The 19,289-nt window shown below is 51.4% G+C and carries 16 protein-coding genes and 1 pseudogene; all 17 read right to left on the reverse strand.

Annotation, left to right across the window (positions count from 1 at the left end; all coding sequences use genetic code 11):
* Window positions 1–113 precede the first annotated feature (113 nt).
* Window positions 114–1,265, reverse strand: a complete 1,152-nt coding sequence (locus tag PSCS_RS00930; protein WP_317621770.1) for a Fic family protein — start codon at window positions 1,263–1,265, stop codon at window positions 114–116.
* Window positions 1,265–1,642 carry a type I restriction enzyme HsdR N-terminal domain-containing protein gene (locus PSCS_RS00935; protein ID WP_068809906.1) on the reverse strand — a complete coding sequence of 126 codons (378 nt, stop codon included), beginning with the start codon at window positions 1,640–1,642 and terminating at the stop codon, window positions 1,265–1,267. Before PSCS_RS00935 ends, PSCS_RS00930 begins: the two co-directional genes overlap by 1 nt.
* Window positions 1,642–2,871 carry a restriction endonuclease subunit S gene (locus PSCS_RS00940; protein WP_082866688.1) on the reverse strand — a complete coding sequence of 410 codons (1,230 nt, stop codon included), beginning with the start codon at window positions 2,869–2,871 and terminating at the stop codon, window positions 1,642–1,644. Before PSCS_RS00940 ends, PSCS_RS00935 begins: the two co-directional genes overlap by 1 nt.
* Window positions 2,871–4,337, reverse strand: coding sequence for a class I SAM-dependent DNA methyltransferase (locus PSCS_RS00945; RefSeq protein ID WP_068809907.1), 1,467 nt, complete (start codon window positions 4,335–4,337; stop codon window positions 2,871–2,873). The genes PSCS_RS00940 and PSCS_RS00945 overlap by 1 nt, the downstream gene beginning before the upstream one ends.
* Before the next feature lie 60 nt (window positions 4,338–4,397).
* A complete protein-coding gene (gene fic / locus PSCS_RS00950) occupies window positions 4,398–5,504 on the reverse strand; it encodes a protein adenylyltransferase Fic (RefSeq protein ID WP_068809908.1) in 1,107 nt (368 codons plus the stop codon).
* Window positions 5,505–5,716: 212 nt separating this feature from the next.
* Window positions 5,717–7,345, reverse strand: a complete 1,629-nt coding sequence (locus PSCS_RS00955; RefSeq protein WP_068809909.1) for an alkaline phosphatase D family protein — start codon at window positions 7,343–7,345, stop codon at window positions 5,717–5,719.
* A 159-nt stretch (window positions 7,346–7,504) separates the two neighbouring features.
* Window positions 7,505–8,686, reverse strand: coding sequence for a serine hydrolase domain-containing protein (locus PSCS_RS00960; RefSeq protein WP_068809910.1), 1,182 nt, complete (start codon window positions 8,684–8,686; stop codon window positions 7,505–7,507).
* A 96-nt stretch (window positions 8,687–8,782) separates the two neighbouring features.
* Window positions 8,783–9,652, reverse strand: coding sequence for a putative RNA methyltransferase (locus PSCS_RS00965; RefSeq protein WP_068809911.1), 870 nt, complete (start codon window positions 9,650–9,652; stop codon window positions 8,783–8,785).
* On the reverse strand, window positions 9,649–10,962 hold the full coding sequence (locus PSCS_RS00970; protein WP_082866687.1) for a serine hydrolase domain-containing protein: 1,314 nt from the start codon (window positions 10,960–10,962) through the stop codon (window positions 9,649–9,651). The genes PSCS_RS00965 and PSCS_RS00970 overlap by 4 nt, the downstream gene beginning before the upstream one ends.
* Before the next feature lie 220 nt (window positions 10,963–11,182).
* Window positions 11,183–12,015, reverse strand: a pseudogene (locus PSCS_RS00975) (PhzF family phenazine biosynthesis protein).
* A 61-nt stretch (window positions 12,016–12,076) separates the two neighbouring features.
* Complete coding sequence (locus PSCS_RS00980) at window positions 12,077–12,391, reverse strand: cupin domain-containing protein (RefSeq protein ID WP_068809913.1); 315 nt, start codon at window positions 12,389–12,391, stop codon at window positions 12,077–12,079.
* Between the two features lie 29 nt (window positions 12,392–12,420).
* Window positions 12,421–13,059, reverse strand: coding sequence for a hypothetical protein (locus PSCS_RS00985; RefSeq protein ID WP_068809914.1), 639 nt, complete (start codon window positions 13,057–13,059; stop codon window positions 12,421–12,423).
* Between the two features lie 222 nt (window positions 13,060–13,281).
* Window positions 13,282–15,642, reverse strand: coding sequence for a TonB-dependent receptor domain-containing protein (locus PSCS_RS00990; protein ID WP_068809915.1), 2,361 nt, complete (start codon window positions 15,640–15,642; stop codon window positions 13,282–13,284).
* Between the two features lie 167 nt (window positions 15,643–15,809).
* The gene (locus tag PSCS_RS00995; RefSeq protein WP_068809916.1) at window positions 15,810–16,478 is read right to left on the reverse strand and encodes a putative 2OG-Fe(II) oxygenase; all 669 of its coding nucleotides are present in this window, start codon (window positions 16,476–16,478) and stop codon (window positions 15,810–15,812) included.
* 53 nt (window positions 16,479–16,531) lie between these two features.
* Window positions 16,532–18,097, reverse strand: a complete 1,566-nt coding sequence (locus PSCS_RS01000; protein ID WP_082866686.1) for a cytochrome c peroxidase — start codon at window positions 18,095–18,097, stop codon at window positions 16,532–16,534.
* The gene (locus PSCS_RS01005; RefSeq protein ID WP_068809917.1) at window positions 18,072–18,668 is read right to left on the reverse strand and encodes a methylamine dehydrogenase light chain; all 597 of its coding nucleotides are present in this window, start codon (window positions 18,666–18,668) and stop codon (window positions 18,072–18,074) included. Before PSCS_RS01005 ends, PSCS_RS01000 begins: the two co-directional genes overlap by 26 nt.
* On the reverse strand, window positions 18,665–19,285 hold the full coding sequence (gene mauD, locus PSCS_RS01010) for a methylamine dehydrogenase accessory protein MauD (protein WP_068809918.1): 621 nt from the start codon (window positions 19,283–19,285) through the stop codon (window positions 18,665–18,667). The genes PSCS_RS01005 and mauD overlap by 4 nt, the downstream gene beginning before the upstream one ends.
* Window positions 19,286–19,289 lie beyond the last annotated feature (4 nt).

A 19,289-nucleotide genomic window follows, 5' to 3' on the forward strand; every position in this document is an offset into this window, starting at 1 on the left:
ATCTCTCATATGTATGGACGGCTGGCTTAATCTCACATATAAAATTCTATATGTAAAGTTTTGAGCCGCATCTTTACATATGGAGTGTTGTATGTAAGCCTGCTCTCCTTAATTTACGAAGTAAATAACTCCAGATACCTATCAAAGAAGAATACCCGGTTTCGCTGATACCCCGTTACTTCTACTAATACGCCGTCGGTGACAAGTTTTTTCAATAAGGAGGAAGCCGTCTGATGACTAACTCCCAATAGCGCTGCGGCATCGTTGGCCGTAATCGCCGGGCGACGGTATAAGTGTTTTAGTAAGGTTTGCGCATTCTCCGCACGCTTACCATAAGCAAACAGTAAGCTATCCATCTCTCGGCGTAAGCGCAAAATCGACTCGAAGGTTTGCTTGCCATTATTCGCGGTTTCTATCACTGCCTGGAGAAAAAACTTCACCCAATGCAGCACATCATTAGATTCGCGCACCCGTGTCAACGCATCGTAATAGCTGCCACGATTGCGTTCGAAAAAGTCTGACAAATACAGGGAGGGCTTGCGTAGCAAGCCTTTATTGACCAAATACAGCGTAATTAACAAACGGCCAATCCGCCCGTTGCCATCCAGAAACGGGTGAATTGTTTCAAATTGATAGTGACTAAGCGCAATGCGGATCAGCTCGGGTACATGGATGTGCTCATTGTGCCAGAACAGCTCCAAATCGCCCATTAATTCTGGCACCAAACCCTGGCGGGGAGGGATAAAGGCCGCGTCTTTTAACCCGCTGCCGCCAATCCAGTTTTGGCTTACACGAAAATCACCCGGGGTTTTATTTTCGCCGCGCACGCCCTGCATCAAAATTTCGTGAGTACGTTTTAGCAGGCGATTGGATAACGGCAGGGTTTCCAGCTCAACGATTGCCTCGTTAATGGCCTGCACATAGTTGCGCACCTCTGCCCAGTCGTCGCGCTTTTCCGGTGCCAGTTGCTCGGCCTCCAGCACGGCTTCATCCATTTGCGTTTGTGTGCCCTCGATACGCGACGAGGTGTTGGCCTCTTTGGTGATGTGCATCTGAATAAACAGATCAACATCTGGCACAATCAGAGTAAAGGCATCCAACTCCGCCAGCGCACGGGATGCCTGTTCCAGCAATGTATTTATTAAGGGGTCTTCCCAATACCATTCGCGATTAATTCGCGTCGGGGCAAAGCTTTTGTATTGGTATTGCTGGACTCGCTGCCCGGACTTGAATTCTTCGAATTTGATGGGGGCAAGCACATTCATTAGAGAACGACCTCTCTGCATTTCCGGGGCACATTAGCGAATAGCGAATCCAATTGGAAAATATTGTGACCGCTGGTGGCATGCCCAAACCGGCACTGCAAACGCTGGGCGTAGTCCTTAGCCTGACGCACCCCTTCGGTATAGCTCAGACTCTCTTTTTTCGCCTCAATCGCCGCGAGCTTTCGGCCTTGATATTCCAGTACATAGTCGCTACTTAATGCCGAAGCGCGTTTCCCGCCGCCGATGATGCGTCCCTGGGTAATAGTGACCTCGCGACGGATATAGCTGTTTTCCACCTTGCCCCAGCCAGCACCGACCAGCTTGGGCTCGATCAGATCGGCTCGAGTATCGGTTTCGTTGCGGCTCTCATGCGTCATTAGGCGGCAGCCTCTCCCATATTTTTAGTTAATTCACCCGAAAAGGCTTTTTGGAGTAGAGACTTTTTCAGCGTATCTAACTCGAGCAATTTATTCTGATAAATAGATTCGAGATTCCCTATTTCACTCTCCATTAATTCTATAGATCGAACCACGCTCTTTTGTTTTTGTAACGCTGGATACGTAATTAGGAATTTCCTTACCGACTTAACGTTAAGGTTTGGAACTCCAGAACTTGTAATGCTTGATCGAGCTAGCGATTTTATTTGCGGTGAATTAAGTAAATATTTTAAATAGTAGCTATCGAGCTTGGCTTCAATCGGCTGAATCAATGTAAGGCTGACATATACACTAAATTCAAATTCATGTTCAACCACCGCAGCCTCTCCAAAACCTGCACCTACGCGAGAGTATAAAATATCTCCCTTTTTGGGCATATTTTTCTTAGTCAGCTTTGCATGGAGATCCTTGGAAATATGCCTGTATTTATCCAACACTACTTTCCCTGATTTAACATTTTGTGCAGATAAGAATGGTACTCCTTCAGACTCGTCTACATATTTCGGAGTAGCTGCAACACCGCAAGTGATTAACTCGCAAGCATCATCTAAAGCTTCTTCCACATACCTATCCCCAATTAAACTAAACACCTGCTGCAAATAGCTTTCAAACAGTTCGCGGACGTTTCTGAGGTTTTGTTCGGTTAAAGCGCGGGCTTTGTCGATATGGGTAAAGGCCTGGTCGAGGATGGCGACGATGCGTTTTTGTTCCTCTAGAGATGGATAAGAAATATCCATCTTTTTAAGATGGGAAGGACCAACATTTTTAATAGCCGTGCCAGTGGAATGGCCCAGAAGTTCATCTATGAATAAATCTGTCTTAAAGTAGTAATAAACAAATTTTGGGTCTAAATCAGGTGTGAGCGATTTGAATCGAACAACGCTCGTATTCATAAGCAATGGCAGGTCAGCTTCTTTCACTATCGCTGAGCGACCAATGGTCCCAGAAATAGTGTATAGGATGTCGCCTTCATCGACCTGAAAGTGCTTCCACTTGGTAGTAGCTAGCTCCATGCTCGCGCATCTTGCGCTGGACATATCAATATATCCATCCTGGACACACCTCACATTTATCATGGGGTAGCCATTCTCTTCGTATTCATATTTTCGAATACCAGGCCCCTCTTGAATGAACAAAACATCAGGTAACTTCTGCGTTATCCAACTCACTACACCAGCTCCTGAATCTTGCCCAATATCGCCTCACTCTCTTTATCCAGAGCAATAATCTCAGCAATGATCTCCTTAGGCTCGCGCAGCTCGACCTCCTCCTTGCTATTAGGATTTTTCACCGACAGATCCCAGGTGGCCTGATCCAGATCCGCCACATTAAGCGACCAGGATTTATCCGAATCCTCAAAGCCTTTCTGCAATTCAACAAACTCTTGCAAATCCTTGTCATTGAGCGGATTGGTTTTACCCAAACTGCGACCAGGATCAAGCTGGTAGTACCAGATTTTTTGCGTCGGTTCGCCTTTGGTAAAAAACAGCACCACGGTTTTTACCCCCGCGCCGAGGAAGGTTTTGGCGGGGCAGTCGAGCACAGTGTGCAGATTGTGGTTTTGCAGTAGCTCTTTTCTGAGGGCAATGGCAGCGTTATCGGTATTACTTAAAAAAGTGTTTTTGATCACAATGGCAGCGCGGCCACCAGGCTTAAGGGCCTTCATAAAATGCTGCAGAAACAGGAAGGCGGTTTCGCCTGTTTTAATGGGGAAGTTCTGCTGGACCTCTTTGCGCTCTTTGCCGCCAAAAGGGGGATTGGCCAGGATTATATCGTGCTGTTGGCTTGGCTGTATGTCCTGCAGGTTCTCCGCCAGGGTGTTGGTGTGGATCACGTTAGGGGTTTCGATGCCGTGCAGAATCATATTCATGATAGCGATGACATAGGCCAGGGATTTCTTCTCCTTGGCGTAGAAGGTGCGCTCCTGCAGCGTTTTGAGATCTTTGGTGGACAGTTTCTTTTGCGCTCTGCCACCCTGCCTGAGGTAGTCGTAGGCCTCGCAGAGGAAGCCCGCTGAGCCTGCGGCACCGTCGTAGATGGTCTCGCCGATCTTGGGCTGGATAACGTCGATCATGGCGCGGATCAGGGGACGCGGTGTGTAGTATTCGCCACCGTTGCGCCCGGCATTGCCCATGTTTTTGATTTTGGTTTCGTAGAGGTGGCTGAGCTCGTGCTTTTCTTCCTGGGAGCGAAAGCGCAGTTCGTCGACTTTTTCGAGGGCATCTCGCAATGAGTAGCCGCTCTGAATCTTGTTTTTGATCTCACCAAAGATCTCACCAATTTTGTATTCAATGGTGTCTGGGCTGTCCGCGCTTTTCTTGAACCCCTTCAGGTAGGGAAATAGTTCGCCATCGACGTAGTCAATCAGGTCAGAGCCAGTCAGCGCGTTATTGTGGTCGAAATTGCCGTTCGCGTCTTTAGGGGCCGCCCAACGGCTCCAGCGGTGTTCTGGGGCAATGATGTACTGATATTCCCTGCCTTCAAGTTCCGCGTTGAATTTTCGGTCTTGTTCAAAGTCATCAAGGTACTTAAGGAATAGCATCCAGCTGGTTTGCTCCGTGTAATCGAGCTCACTGGAGCATCCAGCATCTTTCCACAGGACGTCGTCTATCGCTTTAAAAGTTTGTTCGAACATGCTTACACAATCCGTTATGTCAAATGCTTTTTTTCACTGAGTTTCCAGTGGTCGGTATGTTTATTCATACGGCTTAAATTCATTGTGATCCACCGTCACCAGTTGAATCAACTTTGGATGAATATACAGCCGCTCTCTACCCGCCTGCTGTTCTACCAACACACCAATACCCACCAGCTTTTTTAGATATTCCGAAGCTGTCTGACGTTTGGCGATACCTGCGTCTACCAGGTTGCTAATGCGGCAGCAGGGTTGCTCAAAGATCGTATCAACCAGTTCGCGGCTATAAATTTTCGGCAACTGCGCTCGCACATAATCCGCCGTACGGTCAGACAGGGCACGGATGCTGAGTATCTTTTGTGTGGTCCATTTTGCCGTGCTTTCAACCGCATCAAGCATATACAGCAACCAGGGTTCCCAGGCTTGCTCTTTGGTCACGGCTAACAGGCCACTATAGTACTGGCCTTTGCTGGCAATGATATAGCGGCTCAAATACAGAATAGGCAGCGACAGCAGCTCCTCTTGCACCAAATACAAAATATTGAGGATTCGCCCTGTACGGCCATTACCATCAGTGAACGGATGAATCGCCTCAAACTGGTAGTGCATCACGGCCATACGAATCAGTGGATCGAGATCAGGTTGCTTGTGCAAAAAACTTTCCCAGTTACTCAACAGGTCTCGCAACACCTTTTCACCAGCCGGCGGTGTAGAAATGATTTCACCCGTGTGATCATTAGCCAGCGCAGTGCCTGGTACTTTCCGCACCGCCATGTCGACACCTTTGATCTGACTGCAGATCGATTCAACCATATTGGTATTAATGGGACGGTTGGCCAATGTTTGCCAACCTTCATATAGCGCGCTGCGATAGCGAAGTGCTTCTTTCGTGGCAGGGTCCGCATGCGCCTCATCACTACCGGCATACTGGAAAAGCTTATCGGTGGTGGTGACAATGTTTTCGATTTCTGAGCTGTCTTTGGCTTCCAGGATAGGCAAGGTGTTAATCAGCATAGCCTGATTAGGGATAAGCGCTGCCGCTTGCTTGAGCTCAGCAAGGGCGGCCCGGGCAGAAATACAGCGTTTAAGCACGGTCTTGGTTTCCAGCTCAACGCCTGGGGGTAGCAAAGGAAGGTCGTTATACGGCTTTTCAGGATGCCAGTTCATATCTTTATAAATTTTAATTTTATCGACATGATTTGAGCTTATGTCGATAGTATCGACACGTCAAGAATATATGTCGATATTTTCCAAATAATCGACATATACCCTTCTACCTGCTCAATAATGGCTTCTATTGAGTATCTCACTCAGGCCATGATCTTTCTCAAAAACCCTCACCGGTAGTCCAGTAACCGTGCAATCTCTCAGATCCTCAGTTAACCAATCACATGCTCCCCCACCCTAGTGACCAGCCGCGTGCTTTCCTCTACCTCATACTCCGGCTCAAGCACCGTTGAGACATAGAAGAACTGGGTGGCAACCTCGTCACGGGTGATGTCCACTTCCATCCAGCCGCGGCCCATGCCGCGCATAAAACGCATTTCCGGGCTGTCGCGCATGAAAAACTCTTCCAGTTTTTCTTCCGGCAGCGGCATGAAGCCCTCAAACCCGGGCGAGGTCACACCCGGTGTGCCGAATTCAACCGCAACGGGATCACCTTGCTCATCGTGCAAATCGAAGGCCCAGGAGCTGTGGGTATCACCAGCGAGTACGACGGCGTTGTTGGCCAGCGTGCGGAATTGCTGCAACACCCGTTCACGGTTGGCCGGGTAACCATCCCAGGCATCCAGGTTCAACGGTAACTGCGCTCTGCCACGTTCGCGCAGCATGGCATAGCGACCTGAGATTGCCGCTTCACGTACGTCTTCCGGAAATTCTTCGTCTTCGACGACAGGGATATTCTTGCGCCCCATGATGACCTGCTGACCGATCACCTGCCAGGGAATACCAGCATCCTTGGAACGGCGCAGTTCCTCAGCCAGGAAGTCTTCCTGCCTGCTACCCAGGATGGTTCGCTCAGGGTCGGCCAGGCGTTCGCGCAACGTCTCCACATCCATGGCGAAAGTCAGCTGCTCATCACGTCCAACCAGACGGGTATCGAGCATGATCAGTGAAGCCAGATCACCAATATCAAAACTGCGATAAATGGCGCCTTCTTCTACGCTGCTTTGTTCGCGTATCGGCAACCACTCATAGAACGCCTGAATGGCAGCGCGGCGGCGTGGATCGAAATCGCCCTCTCCCTGCTCCGGGTTGTGATTCTGGGCGCCGGTTTTGTAAGTATTGTTGGTGATCTCGTGATCATCCCAGACACAAATAAAGGGATGCGCCTGATGCACAGCCTGCAGATCTTCGTCAGTTCGATAAAGGCCATACCGCATGCGGTAGTCTTCCAGCGTCACAATCTCATGCAGCGGCTGAACGTGACGTCCCTTGTCCAGGGCTTCCGGGTTAGCATAACCCCCATCAGCATATTCATAAATATAATCGCCCAGGTGCAACACCGCATCACAGTCGCGAGCCGCGATTTCCTTATAGGCATTGAAGTAGCCCTGTGGGTAGTTTGAGCAGGACACGACTGCCAGCCGCGTTTGTTCCACACCCGCTGATGGCAACGTACGGGTACGACCAATGACGCTCTCTACGCCTTCAGCGACAAAGCGATAGAAATAGGTTTTACCCGCCTCCAGGCCAGTGGCGTCCACTTTCACGGTGTAATCGCGCTCAGGACCGGTCTGAGTGTTACCGGAAGCGGCAATATTGTTGAAACGCTGGTCACTGGCCACCTGCCATTGCACGGACAGGGATTCTGGTTGACCGCTACCAGGCAGCACGCGCGTCCACAGGATCACCCGATCCTGCAAGGGGTCACCGCTGGCAACGCCATGAGTAAAATGCGAGGGGGCAGCGGCCTGTACTGGCAAGCCACGGATCGCCAGGCTACCCAGCGTAGCGGCGGATATGGCCAGAAACCGGCGGCGGCTCAAAGGGAAACGTTGGCTCATCGAAAGCTCTCCTGTCAAACACGTGAGAAAACGCCTGACAGGCTAAATCGTATTCACGACAGGGGAGTGACAGGGCCACATTACAAGCGAAACCCATTATTGCCCTCGTAGATTGAGCCAATGCTACGAAAAACCCTAAGCGCCGATTAGCATTAAACGTTAGCGCGACTCCGGAACTGGCCCAAGGCCTGGCATGAAAGTATGGAGCACAGCCCGCATGGGATAGTCGCTGTCTACTTCATAACGATTCATAAACACGATGATCGCGGCTTCCTGGTCCGGGAAGCGGCCAAATTTTGCCACAAATCCCGCAACCTGTCCGCTATGACGTTGCGATGTGAGTCCAGCGTAGGGATCAACATTCCATCCAAAGCCATATTCGACACGGCGTCCATCGGATAGTACGGTTGGCGCCCACATTGCGGCTTTCGATTCGGCTGTCAATAATTGATCCCCGTATAGCGATTTATCCCATTTCGCTAGGTCGCTGGCTGAAGACAGGATTCCCCCAGCGCCGAGCGTTGACGAGGTTTCCGTTGCCCTGCGATTGATGAGCTTGCCTGCTTTGTTAACCCAATAGCCCGATGCACGGTTGGGGATAATCGCCTCCGGGTCTGTCATCCGGATCTGGGTCATATCCAGGGGGTCGAAGATTCGTGATTCCAGTATTTCACCAAGCGGCTGGCCCTCTATTCGCTCGACGATCAGACTCAGTAAGTAATAGCCCGTATTGCTGTAGTACCATCCAGTCCCTGGCTCGAAGTCCATTGGCCGGGAATGTGCGATCTTAATCACATCTTCTGATGTCAGACGAGAGCCATATACGTCATAAGACGCGATTTCTTCATAATCCGGGATACCTGACGTATGCGTTAACAGCTGCCGCACCGTCACACCAAGCCACTCGCTGGGGAGGCCCTGCAGGTGCTGATGGATAGTATCTTCCAGCCCCAACTTGTCTTCCTGGACCAATAGCATCACTGCGGCGGCAACAAACTGCTTACTGATAGAGCCGATCTCGAACACGGTTTCGCCGTTGACGGGCACTGAAAGCTCAACATTTGCCATCCCATAGGCTTGCTGGTGAATCAGCGTCCCGTTCGAGCTCACGGCTACGAGTCCCCCCGGTATATTGTTTTCATCCATGTATGTCTGGATTTGAGCATCGAGGTCAGCAAGCTCGGCGTCTGTTGGTTGCACGAATGGATCCGCAGCGACTGCCGCTCCTGCGTACAGAAAAACAGAAATCAATCCCAGCTTCTGAGCAAATCTTTTTAACGAAGAAACTGAACTCGATAGCCTCATGATCAAGGCGCTAGTATCTCCTGTTCCTGTTTTCATTCTTCATTCTCCTCAAGTTTAGACGTCCCGGGGTTGCACCCTGATTTTACGGACAATTCAGAAAAGCCTCGTAGCTCCATAATTGTTAAGAACTGTTTAAGCCACATTAGACGCTTTTTCCAAAACAGTCAGCCTGACATCAACCGTCACCCGCAACTCCGTCAACTCCTCCACCTTGCCCAGGCCGTCCGCGCTGGCACGATAAAGATGCGGCGTCATCATCAGCAGGTTGCTGATCTGTTGCGCGTCTGGTATCAGTACTGAAAACCTGACCTGCCGGGTTGCCACCTGCAAAAAGCCTTCAGGTATCTCTTTTTTCGGTGGTCGGGACGGCTTCAATACTGGATAGATAATCTCCCGCAATTCCCGCAAATGATCAGCGCCAGCATCGGCCATCAACAACCGTCCACCGGGTTTTAACACGCGCAGAAATTCTGCATAGACAGGAAAACCAAACAGGCATAACATCCGGTCGATTGTTGCCGGCAACACCGGCAGATTGGCGTTATTGCCGACCACCCATGACATCTGTTTGTCCTGACGCGCAGCGGACTGTACCGCCCACTTGGAGATGTCCAGGCCGATCAGATTCAGTGCCTGCACCGATTGCGCATGTGCAGCAAGCTGACGCAGGTAGTACCCTTCCCCGCACCCGGCATCCAGGCAATTCAACTCGGCAGATGGTTCCGTGTCGCTCAGCACGGCCTCCGCTACGGCATCGGCAACCGGCTGATAATAACCTTCGGTCAAAAATGCCTGACGAGCGACAACCATCGGTTTGCAGTCCCCTGGATCGCGGGAGCGCTTGTTTTGTACTGGCAGCAGATTGACGTAGCCCTGCCGCGCAACATCAAAACTGTGCCCCTTTGCACAGGTCCAGATATTACCTGCTCGTTGTAGCGGCTCACCGTCCAGGGGACAGGCGAGTTTTTCAAAGGGCGTGACTGTACAACCAGTTGCGTTCAATCTCTCAAACTCTCATAAATAATATCCCGGGCAGTCGTTCGCATATCCGCCGCCCCCGGACGCGTTGCCCCCTGCGCCTGAATCATACCCAGCCAGAAAATATCATTGACCGGGTCAATCCAGAACCAGGTGCCAGCAGCCCCTGCCCAGAAGTAGGTACCCGGTCCTTGCGGCGAATCGGCAGCAACGGGATCGTAAATCACCCCCATGTCGACGCTCCAGCCCACCCCTGCGTCTCCGATTCCGCCAATCGCATAGCTCATGTCCTCGTCACCGGTCAGACTGTTGGTGCTGAGGATGCGGACGGTTTCAGGTGCCAGGATGCGCGTGCCATCCAGTTCACCCTGATTGATCAGCATCTGGATAAAGCGGGCATAGTCATGCGCGGATGAGACCATGCCACCGCCGCCAGACTCCAGGCGATTGGGGTCGAGGTAACTGGGGCGGTCAGTGCGATGCGGCTGTTGTGCCAGGCTTTCGGCTTCACTGTCCCAGTAGTGCACCTCGGCAAAGCGCTCACGATCCTCCGCTTTCACGTAGAAACGCGTATCCATCATGTCCAGCGGCTCAAACAGGTGTTGGCGCAGGTACTCGCCATAGCTCATGCCGGTGAGCTGTTCGACGATATAGCCTTGGATATCCATGCCAATGGAGTAGTACCACTGCTCACCGGGCTGGGCCAAAAGCGGAGTACCTGCCACTTTTTCAACAAGGTCGTCCAGATCACTGGAAGCCAATACGGCCTGGTCACGAAACGCCTGGTTCACTGGGTCGTCACCCATGAGGCCATAGGCAAAACCGGCGGTATTGCTCATCAGCTCACGCATGGTAGGCTGGCGTTCCAGCGGTTCCAGCTCCATGTTGCCATCACCGTCGTAATCGGCCATGACCTTCAGGTTGCTGAACTGGGGCACATGCTTGCTGATCGGGTCATCAAAGTCCCAGAGACCGTCTTCCCAGAGCATCATCATGGCCACGCCGGTGACCGGTTTGCTCATGGAGTAAATTCTGAATAGTGAATCCTTGCTCATCGGCGCCTGGTCATTGATGCGCGCGATACCTGCCGACTCATAGGTGGCGATCTGACCGTCTTTACCCAGCATCCAGACCATACCGGCCACGTCCTGATTGGCGACAACCTCCCGCATGGCGTCGTCCAGTCTCTCGATACCAGCCTCGCTAAACCCGGCCGCTTCGGCACCGGCTTCATGTTGCGGCCAGGACTGGGCATGTGCCAGCCCCGTCACAATGGCGGCCATTGAAAGACAAATCAATTGATTGAGGGCAGGTAACCGAAGGGTAAGTTGCATGGCAGGGACTCCGTCTATTCTTGTTATCGTTTTTTATGGCTTCTGTTTCGTTTCTTTGACTGCTTCTTTATTGCTTTATTGTTTCATTGTTTCATTGCTTCCTTCATAAAAGGATGCATGGAAGTTACAGCTATCTTAGAGTGTCCGATACCGTCGTACAACTCAGATCAAGGCTCTACGGTATATCTGGTACAACGCCAGGCAAATGCGCTGCGCAATGTTACAGGTTGATCTCACCATCAATGACTTTAACCACCTCACCGGCAACCCAGACCGTATCTGAGGATTTGTGCAGATGGATCCGGCCGGCCCGTTGCAGCATCGTGCCCTGGGCTGACAGGTAAGTTGACTTCACAACATTTTCCTCCATGAGCCACTGCGCCAGACTGGCGTTCAAACTTCCCGTCACCGGATCCTCGTAGCCGCCTTCCCCAACAAAGGCCCGCACTTCGATATCTGCCTCATGGGAGGAATCATGAAGACCAACCACGCCCAGGTTGAGTGGAGAAAGTGCGGCCCAATCAGGCTTGAGGGAAAGCACCTGTTGTGCAGAACGCAACATAATGGCACACCAACCCGGCCCATTATCCACCCACTGATGACGGACAATATCTGATAACGGCAAACCAAAAGCGTTCGCAATCTTGTTAACCACATCCTCTTCCAGAGGCCCGAACGGACTAACGGTGGTGCCGCAAATGCGAGAGATGAGCCTTCTCGGCGAATGCTGATCAGCCCTGCTTCACACTGCTGTACGATCACATCTGATTTGCCTGGCTTGCCACCTGCTGACAACCAGGCATGACATGAACCTAGCGTCGGGTGTCCCGCAAATGGCAGCTCACCACCAGGAGAAAAAATGCGTAGCCTGTAATCAGCCGCTGGATCGTCCGGTTGTAACAAAAACGTGGTTTCGGACAAATTTGTCCAGCGCGCCAGGGCAAACATCTGCTTCTCAGAAAGCGAATCGGCGCCATGGATCACGGCAACCGGATTGCCCGAAAGGGGGTCAGCAGAAAATACGTTGATTTGAGAAAAACGAAAACGGGACATATTGATTGCGCCTTTATAACGCTTCGCTAGTAAGTCGAATTGATCCAGATGCGATTATTATCTACGTGCTTGTTTGAAACCAGAATTCAATCTCATCGGTTTCTACCTCAAAATCTGCCGCATGCTCAGTGTTTGCCGGTACATAGTACCAATCACCTACCCCGATGCGACTCGTTTCGCCATTCATGGTCAGAATGAGCTCACCCCGCGTAATGACCCCGTAATTATCTGTTTCGTGCGTATGCGGCGGGATGGACGTGCCAGCAGGGTACGAGGCGAACAGCACATCGCCCCCCTCAGCCTTCAGCTTATAAGCGTCAAAGCGTCCGTCATATAAAGGCAATCTCTTTATTCTGTCAGGATAGCTGCCTGGCACTTGCACCTCCTTTGGATAGATAGATGTGATTACCAGGCAAAGCAGTAAAACAACCCGTCACCGCCGGTGCTTTCCAGGTTCTCCTGGCTGCAGCCTCGGGTGCCGTGGGCACTGTTCCAGGAAGTGGGGTTGGCACCGCCACCCTGCCGGTCATGGTGGCCGACCTGGGCGCTGCCTTCGCCATTGGATGTCCAGTTGCTGCAACTGGCGCCAGCTGCCATGGCCATACCATCCAGCGTACTGCCGGTGAGGATATCGTGCATGTTGGGGTCGTCATCTCGACCATTCACCTGATCACCGTTTTCGTCGACAGAGTTTTCCTTGCTCAGCCTGTTGTTGTCGCTGTGCAGATCATCGACATTAGCGGCAACCTGCACGCCATTGGCATTGAACCAGGGGCCGCTGCCGATACGGTCACGCGCATTGACAGCATCATTGCCATCAGCGGCGTGAGTGCTGAGGTAAGCACGCCAGGTTTTGCCGGTGATACCAGCGGCTTCGGCCAGTTCGGCGCAATGGGCATCAGCGCCCTCCAGGCCGCCGAGGTTGGCACCATCGCCAGAACCAACGCTGGTGATAAAGAAACTCAGGGTATTGTCTTGCGCAAACGCGAAAGAGGAACAGACCGCCAGAGTAGCTGCGGCCAGGGGAGCAACGATCTTTTTCATTGTAGGGCTCCTAAAAGCGTAACTTGAACGTTATTTACATGAATAAACACTATCGAGTAACACGCAAATACATTGCCATGGATTTTGCCTGGATACAAACCTGCCTTTCTTATACGAACCTCATACGGGCCTGATACCAATCCCATACGAAAAAAGGGGCGAGAATCACCTCCGCCCCTTTTACCGATAAATCACAACAACTACCGATAAAATCACATCAACTTAGAAATTAACGTTTACACCCACCCAGAAGTTACGGGCTTTGTCTTTGTTGTTGTAGTCATCAATGAACTCAGGCTCGTAAACGCCACCGCCCAGGTCTTCAAACACCGTGCGGAATGACGTGAAATCCTCATCCAGCAGGTTATTGATACGACCATTAACCGAAATGCTGTCTGTGATGTGATACTGAGCGCCCAGGTGCAGCACCTCATAAGCCTTGTAGTGCATGTCATCACCGTTGGCATCCACACCACGGAAGCGGTCAGAACGCGATTCGACGGTTAGCTGAGTGCTGAAACGGTCGTTAACCATCCAGTCCAGCGTCGCATTAGCCATGTGCTCAGCAGTATTGGTCAGCGGCTGACCTTTATCAGGACCTGTCAGTTGTTCACTGTCTGTCCAGGTGTAGTTGGCACGCAAGGACAGCGAATCCAGAATGCGATATCGGCCGACCACTTCCAGGCCATTGATCTCAGCCTCATCAACGTTGATATTCTGGCTGTAGCTGGTGAAACCCAGATCACCGTATGCACCCAGGTTTACACAGGGGCGAACACCACCAGTTTCATCACAGTTTTGCGTGGTTTCACCGCGAGCAATCTTGTCTTCAAAATCATTGGTGAAGTATGTGATGTTAAATGTGTGACCTACATCACCTGCCCAGTACAACGCAATCTCTTTGTTGACACTGGTCTCTGGCTCAAGGTCGGGGTTACCCGCAAACGGGATGGTGCCCTGGCCACCAAAACCGGTAATACCATCGTACAAGTCTGTGGTATCCGGTGTTTTATAACCGGTGCTGACACCGCCTTTAACAGTCCAGTTGTCACTGATACTATACACCGCATAGGCACGCGGGCTGATTTGTGAGCCGAAGAAATCATGGTTATCGTAGCGCACACCTGCAGTCAGGGTCAGCGCTTCGACAGGTGACCAGTTGTCTTCTACAAACAGGGAGTACATTTCCTGTTCCTGCACCACACCGGCACCGTCATCACCAGCCTCCATGCCGAACACACCATCATTCAGTTCGCCGTCAATCAGTTGTGCACCGACCGCCAGGTTATGGCTACCGGCCAGATCCTGCAAAGGAATGTCCAGACGGGCATCAAAGGTGTACTGGCTGCTGCTCAGCGGGCGATCCGGACGGGGCAGGAAAGTCTGCTCGGCCAGGTCTTTGCGAGCCTGTTCACTCATCCCCGCGTAGTCGCCAGTGGCATAGTACATTTCTGCCAGAAGCTGACGTTCTGCTACGGTCAGTGGCAGGGTACGACCTTCATTGCTGGTTTCGATGTTGGCCAGTGACAGGTAGCTTTGCGCAAAGCCCAGATCCGCTTCGTGGGTAAAGGCATACTGTTCACGGGTAAATTCCTGATCAGCGGCATAACCGGCTCGAGGGCTCAGGCTACCACGACGCTCGGCCCAGATGGATTCGATGTTATCCACCGTTCCCAGCGGGTAAGACAAAGTGCCCAGGTTGTTGGCGAACGGCGTGTTGTCGTAATCCTGCTGGGAATTATCATAATCCACGGTCAGGCGCTGCTTCTCACTGATATTCCAGCCCAGGGTGAAACCCAGTGACTGGTTGACGTTGTCCACCGTCTTGCCGCCACGGCCAAACCCCAGCGAACGCTCGTGTGTCACACCTGCAGGGTCAGTGATCAGTTCGTATTCTGGCTCGGAAGCATCACGCTCATAGCGAGAGGCTCGCAGGGAAATATTCAGTACGTTTTGAATCAGCGGACCATTGACGACCATGTCGTAGGTCGTGTCCGTACCGAACATGTCATTGTCCTGAAAGCTGTGGCCAGCTGTGAATGACCCCGACCAACGCTCGATATTGCGCTTGGTGATGACGTTAATCACACCACCGAGGGCGTCTGCGCCGTACAAAGTTGACGCCGGGCCACGAATTACCTCAATACGCTCAATCGTATCCAACGGCGGAATGTGGTTGAACTGGTTGCCACCAAAGTTGTTCGGGTAAATGTCGCCGTGGTTATTCTGTCGCTTGCCATCAATCAGCAGTAATGTGTAATCGCCACCCATGCCACGCATACTGATGGTGCGCTGGCCGGTTTTATCAGATGTTTCACCAACATCAACACCTTCCAGTTCACGAACAGCGTCTATCAGTGTCATGTAAGGCCGCTGTTTCAACTCTTCGGCACTGACCAGGCTGATACTGGCTGGCGCGTCTATCAAGCGTTGGCTAAAACCGGATGCTGTTACTACGATTTCCTCTGGATTTTCAGATACTTCCTGAGCCTGAACAGCAACTGCCGACAGCCCCATTAATGTGGCACTCATAGCGACAAACAACGATTTACGACGCGCAGACAAACTAACTGCGTTGAACATGACCCAACCCTCTTCCTTAATCAGCAGCAATAATTGCGTGAGATACAATTAACAATAATGATGCGCATGATAATCATTACCGTTACCATTTGGAAGCGTTTTTTAACATCTCTGAAAATACGGCTGGATACAGCCTCCCATTATCTGCCACATGTGCGGCTTAGGGATTACATATCAGGTTTGTCGGCATCCGTCGGTTTACGGAATTCAAGCTGCACATTGGCCGAGTAGATAACCCGGAAATCATCACTTTGATGCGGTTCCGTGTTGTGTGTCAGATAACTGGGAAAGACAACAAACATGCCTTTTTTGGGCTGAAGTGTGAATCGATACGGCATCCAGCAGATCTCGGGGGGATAGAAATGCTGAAAATGTCCCCTGGCGGGATTCTCAAAGATCAGTTCTCCCGTCCCTTCGGTTGCCGCTGCATAGAACACCATGCTGAGATGCGCCATGGGATGAGTATGCTGCGGGATAAAGTGCCCTTTGCCATAAACAGATGCCCAGGCACTACCCAGGTGCATAGCGATATCAGGCTTGCCTACCACTTTCATATACTGAGCAAAAACGGCCAGAGCGGCCTTATTCATAAAGCTGAAATCATCTCTTTTCGCCAGATTCACATTGTAAAAAGAAGTAAAGCCGTGTTGTTCAATATCACGTTCACTTTCTGCTCGCTTACCACTATGCCAGGCATCACTGATTAGCCCAGCATCGGGGTACTCTTGTTTTAGCCCCATGGCTTTTTCATAAAATTTGTCAGCAAGAAGCTGAGTTTCCGGGAAATCATCAATGGTGATAACCGGATGGCTGAACATTTGAATGATCTGACTCATGAAGCTCCTAGCAGAAAAGTTGCTGACGTCGTAATGCGGTTATTAAGCAACATTTAGTCCAATAGATGTTCATACTGTTGATCGGTCAGCATACGTAAAAACGCCGTTAAAGCCTCTATTTGCACAGGGCTTAATGGAAACCCGCTACGCAGTTTCTCCAGCACAATCTGATCCGGATAATTGGCAGCCTGCCAGGGAGCGCCAGTTTCCGGGTTGGTCTGGCCTGCATCACCCGTTTCATTGAAATGGTTATAAAACAGCATCACGGTAGACAATTCATCAAAAACGCCGTTATGCATGTAAGGGCCAGTAACTGCCACGTTTCTGAGACTGGGAACTTTAATGCGACCAGCAACCAGCTCACTGCCTGCGCCTTTGGCTATTTGCGGGTTTTCGGCCAAGCCTGAATCTATGTAGTCCTCACCGTAACCGCTGGCAGCCAGCAACTGCGGATTCACCGGGGCACCGATGTTTTCGTAACGGTGATTGGTAAAGAGTTCTCCGGCTGCGTAGTCATGTGTAGAAGACTGGTGACACTGGGCACAACTGGTAAAACCAGGAGAAAAGAACAGTCCCATCCCCACGACTTCTTTACGTGTCGCTTCCACTTCGCCCTTGAGGTAGCGATCATATCGCGAGTCAAACGCATTTAATGCATCACTGCGCAAATAACTCGTCAGCGCACTGGCCAGTGGTTCAATGAAGTCTGATGGCGACGTTGCGCCCATCACGAAATCAGCATAGACAGGGTTATCTAATACGCGGCTGCCCAGTTCATTCAGGTCAGCCAGTCCCATTTCCCGGGCATTAACAAACGGAGTAAGCACCTGGGCTTCGAGCGTGGGTTCACGCCCGTCCCAAAAAAAACCGCCGCGGATAGCGTCTTCAGCAGACGCCCCGCGATCCAGGTTAGTCAGATCCTCCATCGAGAATACTGGCGTTTGAGCGACATAAGTCAACGCTGGCGCATTGCGATGTCCCAACGATTTATCGTCAGAACCAAACGATGCGCCTGCACTGATAGATGCTGGTCGCGCATCCGAAAAGGCACGACCAGGATCATGACAACTGGCACAGGCCTGGTTGCCATTGCGGGACAAACTGGTATCGGAGAACAGCAACTGACCAAAGGCCCGTTGCTGTGCAGCAGACAGCTCAACAGTGGCAGTGGCACTATTTACATCCGCAGAAGCAGCCTGAATCTTCTCAACCAGCACCGCACGCTCTTCGGGAGGATTATGCATGCGATTACGCCGGTGTGCTGTCACCTCTTCTTCAGTAAACGGTTCAGCTTCAACACCTGGTGCAAACCGATCTACCATCCAGTTAAGCAGTACAGCCAGATCGGCATCACTCAGTGGCGATTGTGATGAACCAGGGACACGAATCAGATAAGCACGTCCCTCCTCCATCGTCGCGAAATTTCCCGTATGTTCATTGAGATCGGGAATTCCGGCGTCCACCATGCCAACACCATCTTCCAGGTGGCAGCCCGCACAATGCAACAGGTAGTCGAAAGCGGGCTTTGCCGCTACTGCCTTTGCCGAAGCAAAAGACAGTAGCATGCAAAGCAGCAGTGTTGAGACTGACCGATTACTGAGCTGTGTTGCTGTCAGCATGACCAATCACCAGAGCCAGCGTACAGTGGTATGCGTGGCTGTTCGCCCCGAAACACCACAAGATGCTGTTTGACTTGGATGGGAAGTAAACAGGACGGTCACCCTCAGAGCGGTGACAGCCACAACCACAGCTACCTTTACCACAACAGTCGTTATAGGAAATCAGGTAGTTGCGTCCGTCCGTCGGGTTATGGCACGAGCCAATCCAGGCGACAGATGCGGTTTCCGAACCCGGAGGGCATGAAGTCAACGTACCACCACAGCAGCTGCACAAAGAGCCGCTGAATGCACAGTAGCGCCAGTAGTCACAGCTTTTTACATCACCCATTTCTTCAATGTCATCAACACCGTTTACTTCAGGCACTGAATCAACGGGCGGTGGAAACGGTGTTTGTGCTGATGCCCGCGACATTGGCAGCAACGGAATAGCTCCCATGCCGGCAATGAAAACACCGAATCGCCCCAGGAATGACCGTCGTGATGTACGAGCCGCCAGGAAGCGTATCGCGCCAGTCGTGACAGAGTCCAGGTCCTTGTATAATTGTGCGATTAGTTCTTGGCGGTTACTCATGACGCCTCCTCCACTAAACCTTCTTTAACCATGTAGTCCTGGATCGAAGCGTATCCGCTCTGCATTGCATGCACCATCGACTCCAGATGCTCGCGAGAATTAACGAGACCTTTTGACTTCAGTACACCATCGCCATCGATCAGAACTGCATAAGGCAATTTACCCACTTCAAACTTCATGCCCAGTTCCAGCGACACAATGTAAGGGTAATCCTGCAGTTTCATTTTCTCGATGTACTGCAGGTGCTGCTCTGCCTGGCCACCATCACTGCCCAATATCAGAGCAAGGTTGTCGCTTTTAGCCATGCTTTTTGCAGTGGGAACCAGCTCTTTACAGATCGGGCATGAAGGCGAAACGAACAACAAAAGCTGAGCTTTAGACGACTTTGCCGCTGCGCCAGTGGCACCGATTTCAACGGGAGTACCGTGGATATCAGGAATGGTCATGTTGGTAATTTTCTCGTCCAGCTTAGGACCTGAATCTGTCATCAGGGCGCCAGCTGGGGCAAGACGTGTATGTAAAATGCCGATCTGACGAGCCAGTGCGACTACAGCAAACACGAGCATCATTACGACAAAGGTCAGGAAAAACAAAATGGCTGCCAATACATTACTCATGGCA

The organism is Pseudohongiella nitratireducens (assembly GCF_001642735.1).
Lineage (GTDB): Bacteria > Pseudomonadota > Gammaproteobacteria > Pseudomonadales > Pseudohongiellaceae > Pseudohongiella > Pseudohongiella nitratireducens.

Bases quoted from the DNA above. Each gene is read 5' to 3' on its own strand.
- PSCS_RS00990 (WP_068809915.1), bottom strand. From the start codon at position 15,642: ATGTTCAACGCAGTTAGTTTGTCTGCGCGTCGTAAATCGTTGTTTGTC.
- mauD (WP_068809918.1), bottom strand. From the start codon at position 19,285: ATGAGTAATGTATTGGCAGCCATTTTGTTTTTCCTGACCTTTGTCGTA.
- PSCS_RS00935 (WP_068809906.1), bottom strand. From the start codon at position 1,642: ATGACGCATGAGAGCCGCAACGAAACCGATACTCGAGCCGATCTGATC.
- PSCS_RS00995 (WP_068809916.1), bottom strand. From the start codon at position 16,478: ATGAGTCAGATCATTCAAATGTTCAGCCATCCGGTTATCACCATTGAT.
- PSCS_RS01000 (WP_082866686.1), bottom strand. From the start codon at position 18,097: ATGCTGACAGCAACACAGCTCAGTAATCGGTCAGTCTCAACACTGCTG.
- PSCS_RS00970 (WP_082866687.1), bottom strand. From the start codon at position 10,962: ATGCAACTTACCCTTCGGTTACCTGCCCTCAATCAATTGATTTGTCTT.
- PSCS_RS00985 (WP_068809914.1), bottom strand. From the start codon at position 13,059: ATGAAAAAGATCGTTGCTCCCCTGGCCGCAGCTACTCTGGCGGTCTGT.
- fic (WP_068809908.1), bottom strand. From the start codon at position 5,504: ATGAACTGGCATCCTGAAAAGCCGTATAACGACCTTCCTTTGCTACCC.
- PSCS_RS00945 (WP_068809907.1), bottom strand. From the start codon at position 4,337: ATGTTCGAACAAACTTTTAAAGCGATAGACGACGTCCTGTGGAAAGAT.
- PSCS_RS01005 (WP_068809917.1), bottom strand. From the start codon at position 18,668: ATGAGTAACCGCCAAGAACTAATCGCACAATTATACAAGGACCTGGAC.
- PSCS_RS00960 (WP_068809910.1), bottom strand. From the start codon at position 8,686: ATGAAAACAGGAACAGGAGATACTAGCGCCTTGATCATGAGGCTATCG.
- PSCS_RS00930 (WP_317621770.1), bottom strand. From the start codon at position 1,265: ATGAATGTGCTTGCCCCCATCAAATTCGAAGAATTCAAGTCCGGGCAG.
- PSCS_RS00955 (WP_068809909.1), bottom strand. From the start codon at position 7,345: ATGAGCCAACGTTTCCCTTTGAGCCGCCGCCGGTTTCTGGCCATATCC.